At 56.5% G+C, this 21,124-nt stretch carries 20 protein-coding genes and 1 riboswitch; of the genes, 13 read left to right on the top strand and 7 right to left on the bottom strand.

What is annotated here, in order from left to right; translation table 11 throughout:
• Window positions 1–40: 40 nt before the first annotated feature.
• The gene (locus QVP03_RS11450; RefSeq protein ID WP_022333559.1) at window positions 41–955 is read right to left on the bottom strand and encodes an endonuclease/exonuclease/phosphatase family protein; all 915 of its coding nucleotides are present in this window, start codon (window positions 953–955) and stop codon (window positions 41–43) included.
• A gap of 69 nt (window positions 956–1,024) precedes the next feature.
• A complete protein-coding gene (locus QVP03_RS11445) occupies window positions 1,025–1,600 on the bottom strand; it encodes a DUF3828 domain-containing protein (protein ID WP_256166274.1) in 576 nt (191 codons plus the stop codon).
• 473 nt (window positions 1,601–2,073) lie between these two features.
• Between QVP03_RS11445 and QVP03_RS11440 the strand changes: the two genes are divergently transcribed.
• From QVP03_RS11440 to nagB, 6 genes are all read left to right on the top strand, one after another.
• On the top strand, window positions 2,074–3,183 hold the full coding sequence (locus tag QVP03_RS11440; protein ID WP_022333557.1) for an ROK family protein: 1,110 nt from the start codon (window positions 2,074–2,076) through the stop codon (window positions 3,181–3,183).
• A 29-nt stretch (window positions 3,184–3,212) separates the two neighbouring features.
• Window positions 3,213–4,178: a type I phosphomannose isomerase catalytic subunit gene (locus QVP03_RS11435; protein WP_022333556.1), complete on the top strand. Its 966-nt coding sequence runs from the start codon at window positions 3,213–3,215 to the stop codon at window positions 4,176–4,178.
• Window positions 4,179–4,425: 247 nt separating this feature from the next.
• Window positions 4,426–5,529, top strand: a complete 1,104-nt coding sequence (locus QVP03_RS11430) for a phosphotransferase enzyme family protein (protein ID WP_018695311.1) — start codon at window positions 4,426–4,428, stop codon at window positions 5,527–5,529.
• A 13-nt stretch (window positions 5,530–5,542) separates the two neighbouring features.
• On the top strand, window positions 5,543–6,220 hold the full coding sequence (locus QVP03_RS11425; RefSeq protein ID WP_022333555.1) for a carbohydrate-binding family 9-like protein: 678 nt from the start codon (window positions 5,543–5,545) through the stop codon (window positions 6,218–6,220).
• Window positions 6,217–8,166: a 6-phosphogluconolactonase gene (locus QVP03_RS11420; protein WP_018695309.1), complete on the top strand. Its 1,950-nt coding sequence runs from the start codon at window positions 6,217–6,219 to the stop codon at window positions 8,164–8,166. The genes QVP03_RS11425 and QVP03_RS11420 overlap by 4 nt, the downstream gene beginning before the upstream one ends.
• A gap of 51 nt (window positions 8,167–8,217) precedes the next feature.
• Complete coding sequence (gene nagB, locus QVP03_RS11415; protein ID WP_022333554.1) at window positions 8,218–9,009, top strand: glucosamine-6-phosphate deaminase; 792 nt, start codon at window positions 8,218–8,220, stop codon at window positions 9,007–9,009.
• A 334-nt stretch (window positions 9,010–9,343) separates the two neighbouring features.
• On the opposite strand, the gene QVP03_RS11410 is transcribed toward nagB, so the two are convergent.
• Window positions 9,344–10,159, bottom strand: a complete 816-nt coding sequence (locus tag QVP03_RS11410) for a DUF4465 domain-containing protein (RefSeq protein WP_022333553.1) — start codon at window positions 10,157–10,159, stop codon at window positions 9,344–9,346.
• 10 nt (window positions 10,160–10,169) lie between these two features.
• Window positions 10,170–10,883 (bottom strand): DUF4465 domain-containing protein, encoded by a 714-nt coding sequence (locus QVP03_RS11405; protein ID WP_022333552.1) that lies wholly within the window; start codon window positions 10,881–10,883, stop codon window positions 10,170–10,172.
• A 189-nt stretch (window positions 10,884–11,072) separates the two neighbouring features.
• Window positions 11,073–11,270: riboswitch (cobalamin riboswitch) on the bottom strand.
• A 48-nt stretch (window positions 11,271–11,318) separates the two neighbouring features.
• Between QVP03_RS11405 and fabD the strand changes: the two genes are divergently transcribed.
• The 3 genes from fabD (at window position 11,319) to QVP03_RS11390 (ending at window position 14,113) form a co-directional block, all read left to right on the top strand.
• The gene (gene fabD / locus QVP03_RS11400; protein ID WP_022333551.1) at window positions 11,319–12,200 is read left to right on the top strand and encodes an ACP S-malonyltransferase; all 882 of its coding nucleotides are present in this window, start codon (window positions 11,319–11,321) and stop codon (window positions 12,198–12,200) included.
• A gap of 165 nt (window positions 12,201–12,365) precedes the next feature.
• A complete protein-coding gene (locus QVP03_RS11395; protein ID WP_022333550.1) occupies window positions 12,366–13,595 on the top strand; it encodes an ROK family transcriptional regulator in 1,230 nt (409 codons plus the stop codon).
• Entirely contained in the window at window positions 13,595–14,113 is a 519-nt protein-coding gene (locus QVP03_RS11390) for a GNAT family N-acetyltransferase (protein WP_022333549.1), read from the top strand. Before QVP03_RS11395 ends, QVP03_RS11390 begins: the two co-directional genes overlap by 1 nt.
• Here the strand turns inward: QVP03_RS11390 and QVP03_RS11385 are convergent.
• Window positions 14,108–14,572 carry a hypothetical protein gene (locus QVP03_RS11385; protein ID WP_022333548.1) on the bottom strand — a complete coding sequence of 155 codons (465 nt, stop codon included), beginning with the start codon at window positions 14,570–14,572 and terminating at the stop codon, window positions 14,108–14,110. The genes QVP03_RS11390 and QVP03_RS11385 overlap by 6 nt on opposite strands.
• A 5-nt stretch (window positions 14,573–14,577) precedes the next feature.
• Entirely contained in the window at window positions 14,578–15,708 is a 1,131-nt protein-coding gene (galK, locus tag QVP03_RS11380) for a galactokinase (RefSeq protein WP_022333547.1), read from the bottom strand.
• Window positions 15,709–15,972: 264 nt separating this feature from the next.
• Here galK and QVP03_RS11375 point away from each other — a divergent pair, with 264 nt between their 5' ends.
• Window positions 15,973–16,737 carry a glycerophosphodiester phosphodiesterase family protein gene (locus QVP03_RS11375; RefSeq protein ID WP_022333546.1) on the top strand — a complete coding sequence of 255 codons (765 nt, stop codon included), beginning with the start codon at window positions 15,973–15,975 and terminating at the stop codon, window positions 16,735–16,737.
• A 273-nt stretch (window positions 16,738–17,010) separates the two neighbouring features.
• The gene (locus QVP03_RS11370) at window positions 17,011–17,709 is read left to right on the top strand and encodes a hypothetical protein (protein ID WP_117506530.1); all 699 of its coding nucleotides are present in this window, start codon (window positions 17,011–17,013) and stop codon (window positions 17,707–17,709) included.
• Window positions 17,710–17,941: 232 nt separating this feature from the next.
• Here QVP03_RS11370 and QVP03_RS11365 read toward each other — a convergent pair whose 3' ends face one another.
• On the bottom strand, window positions 17,942–18,736 hold the full coding sequence (locus QVP03_RS11365; protein WP_018695299.1) for a DeoR/GlpR family DNA-binding transcription regulator: 795 nt from the start codon (window positions 18,734–18,736) through the stop codon (window positions 17,942–17,944).
• Window positions 18,737–18,929: 193 nt separating this feature from the next.
• Here QVP03_RS11365 and QVP03_RS11360 point away from each other — a divergent pair, with 193 nt between their 5' ends.
• Both QVP03_RS11360 and QVP03_RS11355 read left to right on the top strand, forming a co-directional pair.
• Entirely contained in the window at window positions 18,930–20,501 is a 1,572-nt protein-coding gene (locus QVP03_RS11360) for a glycerol-3-phosphate dehydrogenase/oxidase (RefSeq protein ID WP_022333544.1), read from the top strand.
• Window positions 20,502–20,511: 10 nt separating this feature from the next.
• Window positions 20,512–21,124, top strand: a 613-nt coding sequence (locus QVP03_RS11355; protein WP_288210785.1) for an MFS transporter, incomplete at its 3' end; no start/stop codon positions are given.

The following is a 21,124-nucleotide window of genomic DNA, read 5'->3' as shown; positions in this document are numbered from 1 at the left end:
TATCGTTACATTTGAATCAGTCCCTGCCGGAACAACCTCCTCAGAATTCGAGCCGCACGACGACCGGGAAATGATCCGACGGCGTCCGCGCCTCATAGCTGTGCAACGACACCTCCTTGGGGAATGCTCCGGACTTGATCTCCTCGTCGCTGCGGGTGGTCTGCGAACGGTAGGTGTCCGTCAGCACCCCGTAATCGTGCACACGCACCGAAGGCGACACGAAAATATGGTCGATACGGCTGTCGGTTTTCAGCGTGGGGTTGAAATTGTTGAACGTCCCGTTCGGGGCATAGCGTCTGGCCGCGGTTTCATACGAATCGGCCAATACCCCCGAGGCGGTGAAGGTCGTATAGATGGGGTTGTTCTGGTCGACGTTGAAATCGCCCGTGAGGATCACGAACTCCCTGGGGCCGCACATTTCGCGGATCTTCGCGACGACCAGTTTGGCGCTCTCCTCGCGCGCCCGGACACCGACGTGATCCATATGCAGGTTGAAGAACCAGAACCGGCGCCTGGTCTGCCTGTCCAGGAAATGCCCCCATGTGCAAATGCGGGGCAGCGCGGCGTCCCACCCCTTGTTGGGACGGTCGGTAACTTCCGAGAGCCAGAAATGGCCTTCGTCCAGCAACCGGAAACGCTCCTTTTTATAGAATATGGGGGAATATTCGCCTTTGGCCTTGCCGTCGTCGCGCCCCACGCCGATATAGGCATAGTCGGGAAGCTGCGCCAGCATATCGTGCAACTGCCCGTCGAGCACCTCCTGGCTGCCGAAAATATCGAACCCCTGGAATTCGATCAGCCCGCATACCCAGGGGCAGCGGCGTTCCCAGCCGTTGCCTCGTTCGGCGTCGCCTTTATTGGCGTTACGGATATTGTAGGTGGCTACGGTCAGTTCCTGCGCAACGGCAGGGAGCAGCAGCACGGCGAACAGGGCGAGGGTCAGCAATCTTTTCATAGTAATGTTTTCGGGTTAACGGAATAATTATTTCGTTGTGCAAAGATATAAAAACGGGACTGGAATTCCTCAGTCCGGATCGCGGGTATAGCGATCCGGCAGGGAGAGGATGCCGTCGATCCGGTATCCGTCCTCCCCGTGCCTGAGCAGCAATTCGGCTTTCCGGTATTCCCGGTTGAAATTATCCCACAGCAAGATCCGGTAAACATCCGTCCGAACGGAATCCTTTTCGATACGGAGATTTTCCAGCACACTTTCATCGCAGTCCTGCGCCTCCAGGAACGGATCGTAATCCAGCTCCATTTCCGCATACATCCGCTGCAACCGGCCGAACAACCGCGGGGTCAGGTATCGCCGCAGGATCGCCAGGCCTTCTTCATTATCACCATTCCGCAACCACGCGGCTATGTATTCCGCGTAAAACCGCCGCAGCATCCCCAGGGCGGAATCCGGCATGTTTTCCCCCGCATGCACGCCGTGCACCTTGTCCGCGGAATATCCCGTCCGGACAGCATTGCCGGCCCGTATCATCCCCGTAGGGCAAGGCGGACGGACGGATTCCCGGCTGCTGCTCCTGGCGCTTATTTCCGCGCCGACAGCCAACAGAGCCACCGTGGCTAAGAACATCATTATCTTGATTTTCATAATATTACGATTTAATTCCGGAATACGGCGCCCGGTGCCGCGCGGCTACCCCACATCGAATTCCCTGTGGCCGGGCACTACCGTGCGTAAAGGTAATAAAAACACCCGGAAAACAGCAAGGTTGACAGCCGGAAAAACAGCCGGCAGGCACAAAGGCCCGGATATTCGCGCCCGCAACACAAAAAATCGCACCAGACATGCATACTTTCAGGCCGCAGGCCGCATCGTTCGGTTATTTTTACTATCTTTGCTGGGCTAAATACCGGTACCGAATGCAACCAGTGAACCGAACCTCCGACCCCCAGGGGCAGCCAGTCAGCACGAACCTGTCTGCAACCGGATTCCGGGAGCCGGGGTTCTGCAACCAGGTGCAACCGCAGGATCGGGGAAGGGCTCGCACCGCATGAACCGCACGCACCGCATGGCCGATTCCTGCGCAGAAAAATGCTGAAACCAACAAATAAATAGCAACCATGTACAGATACGACAACCGGGTGGTCATCACTCTCGATGCCGGAGGTACGAACCTCGTGTTCGGAGCCATGCAGGCCAACAAATTCATCGTCGAACCCATCACCATGCCGTCGAATGCGGACGACCTCGACAAATGCCTGGCAACGATGGTCGAAGGCTTCCAGGCCGTGATCGACAAACTGGAGGCCAAACCCGTCGCCATCAGCTTCGCATTCCCGGGCCCGGCCGATTATCCCAACGGCATCATCGGCGGTTACCTGCCCAATTTCCCCTCGTTCCGCGAAGGCGTGGCGCTGGGGCCCTTCCTCGAATACAAATTCGGCATTCCGGTATTCATCAACAACGACGGCGACCTGTTCGCCTATGGCGAAGCACTGGGCGGCGCCCTGCCCGAGGTAAACGCCAAGCTCGAAGCCCTGGGCTGCCCGAAACGCTACAAAAACCTGGTGGGCTACACCTTCGGCACGGGCTTCGGCATCGGTGTGGTGGTCAACAATCAACTCAACCGCGGCGACAACTCGTGTGTCGAGACCTTCTGCCTCAAACACAAGAAGATGCCCGACATCATCGTCGAGGACGGCGTGGCGGTACGCGCCATCAAGCGGGTCTACGGCGAGGTCTCGGGCGACGTTAAACACGCGTTCGAGCCGAAGGACATCTGCGAAATCGCCGACGGCAAGCGTCCCGGCGATGTCGAAGCAGCCAAACAGGCCTTCGCCGAGTTGGGCGAGATCGCCGGCGACGCCATGGCAACGGCCGTGACGCTGGTGGACGGGCTCATCGTCATCGGCGGCGGCATCACCGCAGCCCGCAAGTACATCATGCCCAGTCTGCTGAAAGAACTGCGCGGCAAGATGCACACCATCACGGGCGAGGAGTTGAACCGCGTGCAGATGAAGGTCTACGACCTGGACAACGAGGAAGAATTCAAGGAGTTCGCCAAGGGCGACCAGCGTGCGCTGAAGGTTTACGGCACGGATCGTTACGTGGCATACGACCCCCAGAAACGCATCGGCGTCATGATCTCGAAACTCGGCGCGAGCAACGCCATCTCGGTGGGTGCCTACGCATTCGCCCTGAGCCAGCTCGACGCACAGAAACAACAATAATTCTTTACAGCATCAGGGAATAAAAAATTATGTATAAGTTCCAACCCATTCTCAAATCGACAATCTGGGGCGGCGAAAAGATCGTCCCCTACAAGCACATCGCCTCCGACCAGAAGCAGGTCGGCGAAAGCTGGGAACTTTCGGGCGTCAAGGGTAACGAATCGGTCGTAGCGGGAGGCCCCGAGGCGGGCACCACCCTGCCCGGGCTGATCGCACGCCACGGCGCGGCATTGCTCGGCAAGGCCAATGCAGAACGCTTCGGACAGGAGTTCCCGCTGCTGATCAAATTCATCGACGCACGTCAGGATCTCTCGATCCAGGTGCACCCGAACGACGCACTGGCATGGGAGCGCCACAAATCGAAAGGCAAGACCGAGATGTGGTACGTCGTGGACGCCGACGAAGGCGCACGCCTGCGCTCGGGATTCGCCAAGCAGGTGACGCCCGCCCAGTACGAAGCCAGCGTCGAGGACAACACCATCACCGACCTGCTCGCCGAATATGAAATCCACCCCGGCGACCTCTTTTTCCTGCCGGCCGGACGCGTCCACAGCATCGGGGCCGGGGCGTTTATCGCCGAGATACAGCAGACCTCGGACATCACCTACCGCATCTACGATTTCAACCGCAAGGATGCCAACGGCAACACCCGCGAACTGCACACCGAACTGGCGAAGGACGCCATCGACTACACCGTACTGCCCGATTACCGGACGCATTACCAGAAGGCGCAGGATCGTGAAGTGGAACTGGTGTCGTGCCCTTATTTCACCACCTCGCTCTACGACCTGACCGAAGCGCTGACCATCGACTATTCGGCTTTGGATTCGTTCGTCGTCGTGATCTGTGTCGAAGGCAAGGGAACGATCTGCGACGACTCGGGCAACGAAATGCCGATCCACCAGGGGGAGACCGTGCTACTCCCCGCCACGGTGAAATCGCTCCGCGCGGTTCCGGGCGGGAGCCTGAAAATGCTGACCAGCTATATCAAATAAACGGGCAACTCCCGTCGTCGAAAAATCCCCGGCAATAATTAGTTGCCGGGGATTTTATTTTCGACCAAGCGACATGTCGGTAAATTCAATAACGAATTAAACATCCGATCGTAAAAATACTTACCAAAACCCTTGTTAAAAGAAAAAAGTTTTATTTTTACGCGATTCCGTTGCAGGACTGCGTTCTTTTTAGTACCTTTGGGGTGTGCAACCGTTATAGCGCGGAAAACACAGAAAACCGTACGCCATGAAGGAGAATTTAAGAGAGATCGCATCGAATTTCGCCTTGGAAGGCCCCATCGCGGCCATCGACTCACTGGGCGAAGGATTCATCAACGACACGTTCATCGTCCGCACCGAAGCAGATGCCCCCGACTACATCCTCCAACGCAAGAACAAGGCCGTTTTCCCCGACGTGCCGGCCATGATGGACAACATCCGCCGGGTCACGGAACACATCCGCCGCGGCGTCATTGCGGCCGGAGGCGACCCGCGGCGCGAGGTGATGACCGTCGTCCCGGCAAAGGACGGGCACTTGTACCACGTCGACGCGGAAGGCGAATACTGGGCCGCGACGGTCTTCATCGACGACACGGTTGCCTACAACAAGGCCGACTCCCCGGAACTGGCCCGCAAGGGCGGCGAAGGCATCGGGAAATTCCAGTCCCAGCTGGACGATTTCACCGAACCGCTGGCGGAGACGATCAAAGGGTTCCATAACATCCGCCACCGTTTCGGACAATGGGACGCCGCCCTGGCCCGCGATGCCGCAGGGCGCAAAATGCACCTCGCGGGGGAGATCGGCTGGATCGAGTCGCGGCGCGCCGAGATGCTCTCTTTCTGGTCGAAGGTCGAGGACGGTACGATCCCTACCCGCGTGACGCACAACGACACGAAGATCAACAACATCCTGTTCGACAAACAGGGCGAGGTGCTCTGCGCCATCGACCTCGACACGGTGATGGCCTCCACGTCGCTCAACGATTTCGGTGATGCGATCCGCTCTTATGCCAATACGGGCGACGAGGACGACCGCGACCTGTCGCGCGTCGGCATTTCGCTCGAAATGTTCAGCGCCTACACCGACGGATACCTCTCGCAGCGTGCGGCGCAGCTCACCGACACGGAAATCGACCACCTGGCCTTTTCGGCGCGGTACATCACGTTCGAACAGGTTTTGCGCTTCCTGATGGACTACATCGACGGCGACACCTATTACAAGATAAAATACCCCGACCACAACCTCGTACGCACACACGCCCAGTACCGCCTGCTGCAAAGCATGGAGGAACACTACGGCCAAATGTGCCGCATCGTGGCCGGGATCGCGGAGCACTACCGCAACGCATAAACCTGCAAAGACGATGCAGCAAGAGAAGAAGGGGGAAAGGATCATGGAGATACGGAAAATAACAGGCATCGTCCCGGCCGACAAACGGGCCGTCGAGACCGCTTTCGGCAGCATCGAACCGCAGCCGGTAGCTTGCTGCAACTGGCCGGAGCAATATCCCTACGCACCCGAGGTTTCGTTCCGCATGTTCCACACGGGCGCCTATCTGATGCTGCGCTTCGACGTCAGGGAACAATGGACGATGGCCCGCGTCACGGAGGACAACGGAGAAGTTTGGACTGATTCGTGCGTGGAGTTCTTCATCGCCCCCGACGACAGCGGCTACTACTACAATTTCGAATGCACCTGCATCGGGCGTCTGCTCGTGGGGTTCCGCAGAGAGCGCGAACACGCCACACATGCCACGCCCCGGGTCATGGAAAGCATCCTGCGCAACCCGAGCCTCGGGTCGCGTCCCTTCCCCGAACACGAAGGCGACAACCGCTGGTCGGTGGTGCTGGCCATCCCGCCGCAGGCGTTGTTCATGCACTCGCTGACGGACTGGAGCGGACTGAAAGCGAAGGTGAACCTCTACAAATGCGGGGACAAACTCTCGCAGCCCCATTTCCTGTCATGGAAGCCGATCTCGGCCCCGAAGCCCGACTTCCACCTGCCGGAATTTTTCGAACAAATTAAATTTTCAAAGATATGAACAACAAATATTCACTTCCCAAAGACGGGGGCCTGATCGAAGTATCGGCTCCGCGCGACATCATCCACCGTTACGAAAAGATCCACACGACGGTTTATGAAAACGAATATCTGGGCGTGCAGTACGTCGCCGACACCATCGTGAAGGCAATCCGTACATATAACGAAATCCACTGCTCGAACGAGGTTTACGAGGAGTCGCAGCCGTTCGTGCTGGGGCTCACGACCGGGCGCACCCCGCTCGGGCTGTACCGCGAACTGGTCAAACGCCACGAGGAGGGGATCGTCAGCTTCCGCAACGTGGCGGTATTCAGCCTCGACGAGTTCTACCCGATCCGCTCGACCGAACAGCAGAGCCGCAATTTCCGCATCCACGAGGATTTCCTCAACCATATCGACATCCTGCCCGAAAATATCCACATCCCCGACGGCACGGTACCCGAAGCCAGGATTTCCGAATACTGCGCATCGTACGACCACTCGGTGCGCAAGATCGACCTGATGATCATCGGCGTCGGCGAGGACGGGCAGATCGGCTTCAACGAACCGGGATCGTATGCCAAATCGCGCACACGGCTGGTTCAGCTGACCCACAACACGCGCAAAATCCAGTCCGGGGCGTTCTTCGGCCTGGAAAACACGCCGAAGATGGCCATCACGATGGGTATCGACACGATCATGCGCGCCGAGAAGATCATCCTGATGGCGTGGGGCGAGGAGAAAGCCAAGATCGTCCAGAAGGTCGTCGAAGGCGAAGTCACCAGCCAGGTGCCTGCCTCGAACCTGCAGATGCACCCCAATATCGAGGTGGTGATCGACGAAAATGCCGCGCAGATGCTTACGCGCGAGCAGACACCGTGGCTGGTAGGCCCCTGCAAATGGACGCCCAAGTTCACCCGCAAGGCCGTGGTATGGCTGTGCGGCGTGGTACAGAAACCGATCCTGAAACTCACCTACAAGGATTATATCGAAAACTCGCTGGGCGAGCTGCTCGAACAGGGACGCGCCTACGACCAGATCAACATCGACGTGTTCAACGACCTGCAGCACACCATCACGGGCTGGCCGGGCGGCAAGCCCAACGCCGACGATTCGACACGCCCCGTACCGTCGGAACCGTTCCCCAAGCGCGTGGTGGTATTCTCGCCCCACCCCGACGACGACGTCATCTCGATGGGCGGTACCTTTATCCGCCTCGTGCAGCAGGGACACGACGTACACGTAGCCTACGAAACTTCGGGCAACGTGGCCGTACACGACGACGTCGTGCTGCAGAACATCGACACGGCCCGCGAACTGGGCTTCGGAGACCACTACGCCGAGGTCGAGAAGATCATCGCCGGCAAGAAGAAGGGCGAACCCGAACCGCGTCCGCTGCTCGACCTCAAGGGTGCCATCCGCCGCGCCGAGGCACGCGCCGCCGTCCGCTCGTTCGGCCTGAACCCCGACACGAACGCCCACTTCCTCAACCTGCCGTTCTACGAAACGGGCGGTATCAAGAAGGGACAGCTTACGGAGAAGGACATCGACATCATCGTCAAGCTGCTGCGCGAGGTGAAACCCCACCAGATTTATGCCGCAGGCGACCTGGCCGACCCGCACGGGACACACCGCACGGCCATGGAGGCCGTACTCGGCGCCCTGGACGTAGTCAGGGACGACGAATGGCTCAAGGAATGCCACCTGTGGCTCTACCGCGGTGCATGGATGGAATGGGATCTGGGCATGGTCGACATGGCGGTGCCGCTGTCGCCCGACGAGCTGATCATGAAGCGCCACGCCATTTACCGCCACCTCTCACAGAAGGACATCATGCCCTTCCCGGGCAGCGACCCGCGCGAGTTCTGGCAGCGCGCCGAAGAGCGTACGCAGAACACGGCGCAGCTTTACGACAAGCTCGGCATGGCCGAATACCAGGCGATCGAGGTGTTCGTCAAGATGTTCTGACGCCCCGTCCGAATGAAGAATGAACAGACAAACCGATAAACCGAAAAATTTATGCGACTCATTATCGAAGACACACAAGAAAATGCCGGCCGTTGGGCGGCGCATTACATCGTCGGGCAGATCAACAAGAAGCAGGCTGCCGGAGGCACGTTCGTGCTGGGCCTGCCGACGGGTTCGACCCCGCTGACGACGTACAAGGAGCTGATCGCCCTGAACAAAGCCGGGAAGGTATCGTTCAAGGATGTCGTCACGTTCAACATGGACGAATACGTCGGGCTCCCGGAAGAGCACCCCGAAAGCTACCATTCGTTCATGTGGAACACCTTTTTCAACCACGTGGACATCACCCCGGCCAATGTCAACATCCTCAACGGCAACGCCCCCGACCTGCAGAAGGAATGCGACGAATACGAGGAGAAAATCCGCCGCGCAGGGGGCATCGACCTCTTCCTGGGCGGTGTCGGCGAAGACGGCCATCTGGCCTTCAACGAACCGTTCTCATCGCTCAACTCGCGCACCCGCGTCAAGACGCTGACCTACGACACGCTGGTCGTAAACTCGCGTTTCTTCGACAACGACGTGAACAAGGTACCCAAGCAAGCCTTGTCGGTAGGCGTAGCCACCGTGCTCGATGCTAAGCAGGTGCTGATCCTCGCCCTCGGGCATAAGAAAGCCCGCGCCTTGCAACAGTGTGTGGAAGGCCCTTACTCGCACGTCTGCACGATCTCGGCCATGCAGGTACACCCCCACGGGATCGTCGTATGCGACGAACCCGCGACTGCTGAACTGAAGGTCGGCACCTACCGTTATTTCAAGGATATCGAGAAGGACAACCTGATCTGAATCCGGACTGGCTCTGAATAACGAATCCCCGCGGGCATCGGCCTGCGGGGATTCTTTTCGGCACAGAAGGCGGTTCCGGCCTGCTGCCGTTATTGCGCAGGATGCCCCCAGCATTCCTCCCGGACAGCAAGCACCGTTCCGGTAACAGCCCACCGAGCAAGAGTTCCGGCCGGCAACCGCCCGGCCGACAACTACCCGGTCAGCAAACACCCGTCCGGCAAACACCCCGGCCGAAATCAGACACCGGCGAAGCGGCAAAAAATTCCCCGCACGGCAGGCAGGCCGTACGGGGAATCGTTTGAACCATACTAATCTCTAAATAGCCGGGCCCAAATTACATGGCATCGGGTTTCAGCAACCCGATCTCGTCGACACAGAAATAGGTCGGATCTGCCAGATAGTCGCAGACCGCCTTGAATACCAGCTTGTCCACCGCACCCAGCGACGACAGGTCGACTTTGCGCCATCCGCTCAGCTTCGATTTCCCGGCGACGAGAGTTTCCGTGATGCTCCCCTTTTCCACACCGCCGAGCGACCCCGTGATCTTCACCTGGAAACTGTCGGTATCCGCCCCCGTGAAATAATTGTATACCCAGGTCGAATTGGCGATGTATAGGTGGGCGACGATGCGCGGCTCCACCAGGTCGATGGTCGGATAACCCGACTCACTCAGGTATTCGGGATACATTTCCGTCGGCGAGTTGGAATCGTAAAATACGGCATAGGTTTCCGTACCGTTGGCACCGCCGTCCGCCCACACGGAGAACTGCTGCTTGCTGGAGGGAGCGGCCGCATTCCGGTCGGGCATCCGCGAAAGCCCGATACCGCCCCACCCGTCGTATAGCGATGAATAATAGGCGTTGAAAACCAGATTCTGGTCTGCCGTCGAAAAGAGCATGCCGTCGAAATCCGTACCCACAGCGTATTGCTTCGCACAAAAAGCGTTCGCATAGGTATAATCCCCCATTCCCATCAGGGACATCGTAACGGGGCCGAGCTTCACGTCGTCGCCGGTCATGGCGTCGAGCAGATGTTCGGAGGCCTCGAATGATACTACTTCGCCGTCAAAGGGTTTCTCGCACGGGCCGTCGTCGTCCGAGCAGGCTACAAAGGCAAATGCAGCCGCAATAATCCAAAAAATATTTTTCATCTCAAAATAGTTATTCGGTATAAGCGAAATCATCAATACAGAAATAAGTCGGCGCCATCACATCATCGCACTCAACAGAGAAAACAATTTTGGTCACGGCTCCCAATTTATCCAGCCCTACGTTCTTCCAATCAGCTACGACCTTGTTGTCCGATGCCAACGGCACCTCAATCGTCCCCGTTTCGGTTTCACCGTTGAAACCGATAATCGCAACACTGAAGTCGCTGTATTTAGTATCGGTGAGGTAAAGATATGTCCACGTATTATTGGCAATACGAAGCGACACGGGAGTAATAACCGTCGAAAACTCGATGGCCGGGCTGAACGAATAACCCGGGCCCATACCTTTCATATCGTATGCAACGGCGAACTTGTTCAGGCCGTCATCAGCCGTCGTATAAACGCTGAACTGGTTATCCGTCCCGAAAGTCGTTTTGTCATGACAGGCAGACATCGCGAATTTGCACCACGTGTCCCAGACACCGCCGAAATCCGAGAAATAAGAGAGGAACGAAGCAGTTCCTTCTTTGTAAATCACGCCTTCGAACTCCAACGAGCCGTCTACATCCGTTGCCAGAGTTTTACCCCACAGGTATCCGCCGGCACCAAGTTCCACCTCACTGAAAGATATTGTTTCGAGCTGGGGGGGGGTCGGCATCTTGTCGTCGTCCGAGCAGGCGGCTAAAGCCGAAGCCGCAAAGGCTAAAAGGAGAAGTTTTTTCATCTTTCGTTTGTTTTATGTGCATAAAATAAAAAAATCCGGTTCCGAACCCCCGGAATCGAATCCACCATTTTACGCAACCGGACTGCACATATATATAATATGCCTGTCCTCACAACAAACGTCCGGCACTGCCGTGCCTCCGTCCGCAGCGCTCCGTTCTCCGCAGAGCCAGCCCGAAAATAAGGATCCTCCCACCGGGAGATGCAAGGCAGGTCTTCTGGCTCGTTCCAGCCGCAACGCCTTCCCGGCCGGAGCCAGTGGCTAAAGAGTGTGCGACAATAGACGGAACTTACAGCAGCGGGAACTGCTGCCGAATTTCACGGCATTCCCATTTAATCACACGGGGCCTTGCCCGGCCCTTTGTGAACCATTGCGGTGCAAAGTTAAAAAATAAATTCTTATCTTTGCCGACGCTAACAAAAATTCAGCAAAAATATGAAGCACGCATACGTATTTCCCGGACAGGGTGCACAGGCGGTCGGTATGGGCAAAGACCTTTACGACAACGTCCCCGAAGCAAAGGAGCTTTTCGAAAAAGCCAATGATATCCTCGGTTTCCGTATCACGGACATCATGTTCGCCGGCACGGACGACGAGCTCAAGCAAACCAAAGTGACGCAGCCCGCCGTATTCCTTCACTCGGTAATCATGGCCAAGGCGCTCGGCGTGAAACCCGACGCTGCCGCAGGACACTCGCTGGGTGAGTTCTCGGCCCTGGTCGTGGCCGGTGCCCTCTCGTTCGAAGACGGCCTGAAGCTCGTCTCGAAGCGTGCCATGGCCATGCAGGCCGCCTGCGAGGCACAGCCCGGTACGATGGCCGCCATCCTCGGCCTGGAAGACCACGTAGTCGAAGAAATCTGCGCATCGGTCAACGGCATCGTCGTAGCGGCCAATTACAACTGCCCCGGCCAGCTCGTGATCTCGGGTGCCGTGGAAGCCGTCGACGCAGCCTGCGAAAAAGCCAAGGCTGCCGGTGCGCGCCGCGCCCTGCGTCTGCCCGTAGGCGGCGCATTCCACTCGCCGCTGATGGAGCCGGCCAAGCAGGAACTGGAAAAGGCGATCAGCGAGGCTCCGTTCCAGACGCCCGTATGCCCGATCTACCAGAATGTCGACGCGAAGCCCTACACGGATCCCGCACAGATCAAGGCCAACCTGATCGCACAGCTGACCGCCCCGGTACGCTGGACATACATCGTAAAGAACATGCTCGCCGACGGCGTGACGGAATTCACCGAGCTCGGCCCCGGCACCGTATTGCAGGGCCTTATCAGGAAGGTAAACCCCGAAGCCGTCGTAGAATCGAAATCGGCATTATAGTCTAAAAAGCCGCAAAACAAAAAGGAACGGACTGAAAATCAGTCCGTTCCTTTTATTTTAATGTGTTTTGAAACAAAATTTATTAAATTTTATTAAAAACATGTTGCGTTTTTTAAATATACTTATTATATTTGCAAAGGTTTAGTTAAAAATGAGACAGGACGGATGACATCACTCACCGAATTTTTCAACAAACACGAAGACGATGCCCTGAAGGGTATTTCGCACAAGAACAGTATCATCAAGCGCAACATCATCGCCTACATGGCGGTGAACGGCGAATGTACGCTCTCGGAACTGACCAAAGAGCTGCATATCAGCGTCCCGACCATTACCAAGCTGGTGCAGGAACTGGTCGATGAGAACATCGTAACGGATCTGGGCAAGGTGGAGACCCCGGGCGGACGCAGGCCGAACATATTCGGCCTGGCCAATTCGGCAATCTATTTCGCAGGCATCAACGTCGGGCGCGACAACATGACGTTCCTGATCACCGACCTGCAGAACAACATCATCAAGGAGGAATACGACTACACCTTCGAGTTGCAGGATCGCCCGCAGTGTTTCGAGCGCATCTGTTCCAACATAGAGAACTTCATCGCCACCTGCGGCATCGACCGGGGCAAGATCCTCGGGCTGGGCGTCTGCATGACGGGGCGCGTGAATCCCGACACGGGCCGCAGCTACAAATATTTCACCTCCAGCGAACAGTCGCTGCGCGAAGTGCTCGAAGAGCGCGTCGGGCTGCGCGTGCTGCTCGAAAACGACACCCGCGCCCGCTGCTATGCGGAGTACACGTGCGGCAAGTCGAAGGATGAGAGCAACGTGCTCTACCTGCACATGGGGCGCGGCGTGGCAATCGGAATCGTTGTGGACGGGCAGCTCTACTACGGGAAAAGCGGGTTCGCCGGTGAATTCGGACACATCCCGTTTTTCGACAACGAGATCATCTGCTCGTGCGGCAAAAAGGGCTGCCTCGAAACCGAGGTTTCGGGTATCGCCATCGAGGACAAGATGTGCCACCTGATCGAGAAAGGCGTCAATACGATCCTCAAGGAGAAGTACGACCAGCAGAAGAGCATCCATATCGACGACATCATCGCCGCGGCGAAGAACGACGACAACCTCTCGATCGAGCTGATCGAGGAGGCCGGCGAAAAAGTCGGCAAGGCCGTGGCCTTCCTCATCAACACGTTCAACCCCGAGACGGTCATCGTCGGCGGCAACATGGCCGCCGCAGGCGACTACATCATGCTCCCCCTCAAGTCTGCAACCAACAAATATTCGCTCAACCTCGTATACAAGGACACCAAATTCCGCGTATCGAAGATGACCGAGAACGCGAACGCATGGGGTGTGGCAATGCTCATCCGCAACAAGATCATCGGCATCTGATGAACCTCGAAGGCCGGACAACGCGGCTGCGAGCCCTCGAACCGGGAGACATCGAGCTGATGTACGCCTGGGAAAACGACACCCAGATATGGGGCGTCAGCGGTACGCTGGCGCCTTTTTCCCGCCATACGTTGGAACGGTTCATCGAAGGGCAGCAATTCGACATTTTCCAAACCCGCCAGCAGCGGCTTATCATCGAAACCCCGGAAGGCCTCCCCGTCGGGGCGCTCGACCTGTTCGACCTGGATCCGGTGAATCTCCGTGCGGGCGTCGGCATCCTGATCCACGATACGGCACAACGCGGCAAAGGCTATGCCGCCGATGCGGTGGAGACCGTATGCAGCTATGCCCGCGACATGCTGCACCTGCACCAGTTATGGTGCAGCGTCGAAGCCGGAAATGCGGCGAGCCTCGCACTTTTCCGCAACGCCGGGTTTTCAGAAACGGGGGTCAGGAAGGAGTGGCTGCGGCTTGCCGACGGATTCCACGACGAGGTTTTCCTGCAAAAAATATTATGACCTGCGCCGGTTCCTGCGGCACCACAAAACAAATCCGCCGCCGATAAACACCAACAGCTCCGGAAAATGCTCCGAAGCCAGTCCCCGGCTGCCGATGTGCCAAATACGCATTTTCTCAACCGTAGAGACAGGCACTACCCTGCCCGAAGAGGTAGCGTACACCCGGATCGTATCCCCGATGGCATAACGTGAATACGCATCGTATCCGACACGCATATCCGCATTGCGGATTTCAGGATACAACGTCCCGTACAGCCGATAGGTATGCACCTGGGAACGCCAACGCTTCGGTTCGGTATTACGGTGGTAAATTTTAAAATCGGCCGGATCGCAAAGATCCAGCCGATTGTACAAAAAGGTATCGCGCGCGCACAGGAAAACTCCCCGCAGGACATACGCCGCAATAAGAAGTACGAATCCTGTCCACACGGGATGCAGAAACCTGCGAAACTTTTCCATAACGATTATTCCAGACGGCGCGAACCGTCAGAAATCACGACCTCGTACACCTTGGGTTCATGGCCGTACTTCTCGTTGAACCTCTTTTTCGCCGTGGCGATGAAGTTGTCGTAAAGTTCGTCCTTCACCAGGTTGATCGTACAGCCGCCGAAGCCGCCGCCCATGATGCGCGAACCCGTCACACCGCACTCCTCGGCAACCTCGGCCAGGAAATCCAGTTCCTCGCACGACACTTCGTAATCCTTCGACATGCCCCAATGGGTTTCGTACATCCGCTTGCCGACCGTCTCGTAGTCGCCCTTTTCGAGCGCATCGCAGACATCGAGCACACGTTTCTCCTCGCCGATCACGTAGCGGGCACGCTTGTAGTCCTCGTCCGAGATCTTATCCTTGATGGCATCGAGCTGCTCCATCGTAGCGCCGCGCAGGAACTCCTGCCCGAGCATCTTGGCCACCCGCTCGCACGAAGCCCGGCGGTCGTTGTAGGGCGAACCCACCAGCTCGTGCTTCACGCGCGAATCGAGCAGGACGAGTTTGTAACCCTTGGGGTCGAACGGGAAATAGGCATACTCCAGCGAACGGCAGTCCAGGCGGATCAGGTTGCCCTTCTTGCCGAAAACCGAAGCGAACTGATCCATGATGCCGCAGTTCACGCCGCAATAGTTATGCTCGGTGGACTGGCCGATCTTAGCCAGTTCGAATTTGTCGATGCCCAGCGAATAGAGGTCGTTCAGCGCAAAGGCGTAGGTCGACTCCAGCGCTGCCGACGACGACATGCCGGCACCCAGGGGCACGTCGCCCGCGAATACCGTATCGAAACCGCCGATCTTACCGCCCCGCTTCTGAATCTCGCGGCATACGCCGAAGATATAGCAAGCCCAGCTTTGGGCGGGTTTATCGGCTTCGTTCAGCCCGAACTCCGCGCTTTCACCCAAGTCGAGCGCATAGGCCCGCACCTTGTCCGTGCCGTTGAGTTTGATGGCCGCCACGATTCCTTTGTCAACCGCCCCCGGGAAAACGAAGCCCCCGTTGTAATCGGTATGTTCCCCGATCAGGTTGATACGCCCCGGCGAGGCGAACAGGATAGCCCCGGAGCCGTAAATCTCCTGGAACTTTTTGCTGACTTTTTCTTTCATGGTCTATTCTGGTTTTAAGTTAAGGATTCCATTTCCACATCATACGAAGATAGGAAAAAATCCCGAAACTCCGATATATTTCGCCGGGAAATCGTACATATCGTTCCGCTCCGTGTTTCGTTTCAAAATCACAAACCCTTCCCGTATGATGACATCGTCCTGAAAAAACACCTTTTGCACCCCGCCGGGCTTGTTATTCCGGAAATGTTTACTAACTTTGTTGAAGTTTCGATTTATAAGCACTCAACCAACATTTCAAACGATATGACAAAAAAGCTCATCTTCGCCGCCGCCCTGCTCTTCGCAGGAACCGCCGCGGCCTTCGCTCAGCCCAAGGTGATTGCGCACCGCGGCTACTGGACGGCACCCAATTCGGCGCAGAACTCACTTGCTTCGTTCTCCAAAGCCGATTCGGTCGGGGCCTTCGGCTCGGAAATGGACGTATGGCTGACTGCCGACGACAAGCTGATCGTAAACCACGACCGTATATACAAGGGTACCGAAATCGACATGGAGAAAGGTACGCTGAAGGAGATCACCTCGATCGTGCTTCCCAACGGAGAGAACATCCCGACGCTGGACGCCTATCTGCGCCTGGTGGCTGCCAAACCCGACACCCGGCTGGTGCTGGAAATGAAATCGCTCTCCGACCTTCGGCGCGAAGACCTCGCGGCCGAGAAGATCGTCAAGGCATTGCGCAAGTACAACCTGCTCGACCGCACCGACATCATCGCCTTCTCGATCAATGCCTGCCTGGCGTTCAGGAAACTGCTGCCCGACGGGCGTATCTTCTACCTGAACGGAGACCTCTCCCCGCGCAGCATCAAGGGGCTCGGCCTCACCGGCATCGACTACTCGATGCGCGTGCTGCGCAAGCACCCCGAATGGGTGGAACAGGCAAAAAAGCTGGGACTGGAGGTGAACGTATGGACGGTCGACGAGGAAGAGGACATGCGCTATTTCATCGACCTGGGCGTGGACTACATCACGACGGATTACCCCGAGCGGCTGCAGGCCTTGCTGAAATAACAGCGGCAATATAAATGTATAATCGGACGGCTTGCCGTTTAATTCAAGCCGTCCGATTATTATAGGCAGTCCGGATTTCCGGGCTGCTTTTCTGTTACAGCACGCCTTTCCGGGTTTGTTTTTCTTTCCCAGCCTGTCTATCGGCGGCCATATCCGTCCAAGACACTGAGCGCTTGCTGCTGCGCAATGAAATTCACCTAAATATTACACTGACTTCCGTAAAAACAAGTAACTTTGTAAAAAATCGGGCTACCCGAACATAAATACAGAAATATGAACATAAAAATTCTTTTAATGCTGGTGTTGTTGATTTTCAGCCCCTTCAATGGCATCGAAGCACAAATAAAACAGAAAACCCACGCAGAATCCCCCAAAAAGCGCCTTACCATGGAAGCTATAAAAAACATACCGGAAGAATTCTGGAAATCGGGATTCGTCCTCAACGGCTGCAAAATCACATTTCCATGCAAACTTATAGATTTGATGCAGGCCGGGAACTACAAAAGCCGTGCTGGCGTCGCAATGATCCCTCCCACTGCCAAAGATGAATACTGGGGAACAACGGTAAAAAACGAAAAGGGAGAAATCATCAACGCGGTGATATTTAACCCCACGGCCCAAGCCCTCCCTGAAACCGATTGCATTGTGAACAGCATCAGTATTACGCCGCGATCCGATAACTGGCATAATATTTCCGACTTCGCTGTTTTTGGATTGGCAAGCAAAATAGCCACACGAGAAGAAGTCGTAGAAACGGTTGGAAAATATTGCGGAGCCCCGGCGCAAGTCATTGATTTGCCGATAATAGATTACTATGATTTTTACGACAAGAAACCTTCGGAAACGAATCCGCCCCATTACGGCAATATAAAAATCAGTATAACAATCTCCAAAATGGACAGTATCTATAATGAACGAATGATCGGATTTGAATTTAAACATGCAGGCGATTTTTACCGCAGGCAGAAATAAATATTTGCAAGCATCTTCCGACTGGGTTCTCCTTCAAAACCTCCGGCATTCGCATCTCCGCAAAACACAAGTCCAGCTGCAAACGCAACGTACGGAATTACCTTTCGAACTGGAGGGAGGGGGTAAACCATAATAAAGGCGACGGTGAAAATCACCGTCGCCTTTATTTGACCGGCACCTCACAAGAGTCTGATCGCAATCGGGCTGAAAGAGTCCCTATATTTAAGGTATATCATGCATCGACGACGATCACCTCGATGCCGCGCTCGCGCAGCCGGTCGAGGTAAAGGGGCTGGATGCCATTGTCGGTAATGATGCGGTCGACAGCCTCCAGGTCGCAGATCTTGCTGAAGCCGCGGCGTCCGAATTTCGAACTGTCGGCCAGTACGATAACCTTCTGCGCGGCGTTCATCATCACACGGTTCAGCGCCGCTTCGAGCATGTTGGTCGTCGTAAGCCCGAATTCGAGGTCGATGCCGTCGACACCGACGAACAGCTTGCTGCAATTGAAGTTGCCGAGCATTTGTTCGGCAAAGGGCCCCACGACCGACACCGAACTGCTGCGGGTAATGCCCCCTAACTGGATCACGTCGACATTGGTGTCCTGCGAAAGGATCGATGTCACGGGAACGGCCGCCGTGATGACCGTCAGGTGCCCGACGGGCTTGATTTCGCGCGCGAGGAAGGCCATGGTCGTGCCCGACGCGATGATGATCGAATCGTCCTGCGCGACAAGGCTTGCGGCCTTGGCCCCGATGGCCCGTTTCTCCGCCACGTTTTTCTTCTCCTTCTCGTTGACGTGGCGGTCGCTGATATAGGGGCTGATAAGGATCGCACTGCCGTGCGTGCGGTAGAGTTTCTTCTGTTGTTCGAGGAAAGAGAGGTCTTTGCGGATCGTGACCTCCGAAACCTTGAACAACTCGGCCAGCTGCACGACGGATATGGAGCCGTTCTGCTGCAACAGTGCCAGGATCCGGTTATGACGCTCCGGAAGGCTCAAAATAGTCTCTTCGCCGGATTTATTCATAGGTCGATTAAAAATTTGGTTTTATAATGCAAGATACGAAAATAATCCGAAATTAGATCGAAACCTTCCGGAGAAATATTTTTTTCGGCAATATATTGTGCTCCGAAACGAAATATTATGAAATAAAACATATTTTATTTTGAAATACAAAAAATCATATGTAATTTTGTTGCGAAACGAAATTCATGAATTTATGGAAAGACTTGCACAGATCAAAAAACTATCCGAGAAAGACAAGGTTTGGGATATCGTAGTGGTAGGCGGGGGCGCCACGGGCCTCGGCGTGGCGGTCGACGCAGCGACCCGCGGGCTGAGCGTAGCGCTGCTCGAAAAGACCGACTTCGCCAAATGCACATCGAGCCGCAGTACGAAGCTCGTGCACGGCGGCGTACGTTACCTGCAGAAGGGCGACGTCATGCTGGTGCTCGAAGCCCTGCGCGAACGCGGCCGCATGAAAGCCAACGCCCCGCACCTGGTCAAAGACCAGGCATTCGTGATCTCGAATTACAGTTACTGGGATAATTTCCTCTATTTTTGCGGTCTGACCTTCTACGACATGCTTTCGTTCGGTTTCGGTTACGGCCGTTCGAAATTCATCTCGGCAAAAAAAGTAATGAAATACATCCCCACTTCGGTCGAAAAGGGACTCAAGGGCGGCGTCGTATACCACGACGGGCAGTTCGACGACTCGCGCATGGCGATCAACCTCGCACAGACATGCATCGAGAACGGCGGCACGGTCGTGAACCAGGCGAGCGTTACGGGGATCGTACACGACGATGCGGGACGTGCCGCCGGCGTGAAATTCGTGGACAACCTCACGGGCGAAGAACACACAATCAAGGCCCGCAGCGTGGTGAACGCCGCAGGGTGCTTCGTGGACGACATCATGCACATGGACAGCCCTACGCACCGCAAGATGGTCACTCCGAGCCAGGGCGTGCACCTGGTGCTCGACATGAAATTCCTGCAGAGCGACTACGCCATCATGGTACCCAAGACCTCGGACGGCCGCGTGCTGTTCGCCGTGCCCTGGCACGACAAGGTCGTGGTCGGCACCACGGACATCGTACGGCCCAAGGCCGAGGAAGACCCGCGCCCGCTCAAAGAAGAGATCGACTTCATCCTCGGCACGGCAGGACTCTACATGAACCCCGCGCCGACCTACAAGGACATCCTTTCGGTCTTCGCAGGGCAACGTCCGCTGGCGGCGCCCAAGAAGGAGGGCAAAAACACCAAGGAAATTTCGCGCAGCCACAAGATCATCGTTTCGGACAACGGGCTGGTGACGATCACGGGCGGCAAATGGACGTCCTACCGTCTGATGGCCGAAGATACGGTGGACAAGGCGATCGAGGTCGCCAAGTTGCCCGTCCGCAAGTGCGTGACCAAGAAACTGCGCATCCACGGTTACCGCAAGAACCCCAACCTGGCGGATCACATGTACGTCTACGGCAGCGACGAGCCCAAGATCCTCGACCTTATCAAGCAGCAGCCCGAACTGGGCGAGAAACTCTCGCCCAAATACGGCTATACCTATGCCGAGGTGCTGTGGGCCGTACGCGAGGAGATGGCCATGACGGTCGAGGACGTGCTTTCGCGCCGTGTGCGCCTGCTCTTCGTCGATGCCCGCGAAGCCATCGCGGCGGCGCCGAAGGTAGCCGCGATGATGGCCAGGGAGCTGGGACGCGACCAGGCCTGGATCGACACTCAGGTAAAAGATTTCACGGATTTGGCGAAAACGTATATCTTTGAACAAAACTGATCGCTGAACCATGTGGAAAATACTACGACCCCCTAAACACAAACCGCCCGTCGCTGCGGAAAAAATAGACAAAGAGTACAAGCGGCTGCGGTTGCAGGTATTCATCGGCATCTTCATCGGATATGCCGGTTACTACCTCGTGCGCAAGAACTTCACGCTGGCCATGCCCCACCTTGTCGAAATGGGATTCGACAAGGGTGACCTGGGCATCGCGCTCTCGGCGAACGCCATTGCCTACGGGCTTTCGAAGTTCCTGATGGGCGGCGTTTCCGACCGCAGCAACGCCCGTGTTTTCCTGCCGCTGGGACTGGTGTTGTCGGCGCTGGTGACGATGTTCCTCGGGACATCGGCCGGTATCTCGTCGATCATCATGATGTTCATCACGCAGTTCCTCATCGGCTGGTTCCAGGGTATGGGCTGGCCCCCGTGCGGACGCGTCATGACCCACTGGTTCTCGCAGAACGAACGCGGCACGAAGATGTCGGTCTGGAACGTGGCCCACAACGTCGGCGGCGGCATGATCGGCCCGATGGCGGCCTACGGACTGTTGTGGTTCGGGTCGTGGCAGATCGGTACGTTCTGGTTCCCCGCCGTGGTGGCCATCGTGGTCGCAATTCTGGCAT

It is taken from the genome of Alistipes sp. CAG:29 (assembly GCF_000435435.1).
GTDB classification, from domain to species: Bacteria; Bacteroidota; Bacteroidia; order Bacteroidales; family Rikenellaceae; genus Alistipes; species Alistipes onderdonkii.
The sequence above is the reverse complement of the archived record's forward strand: the minus strand, read 5'-3'. Positions and strand labels throughout refer to the sequence as shown.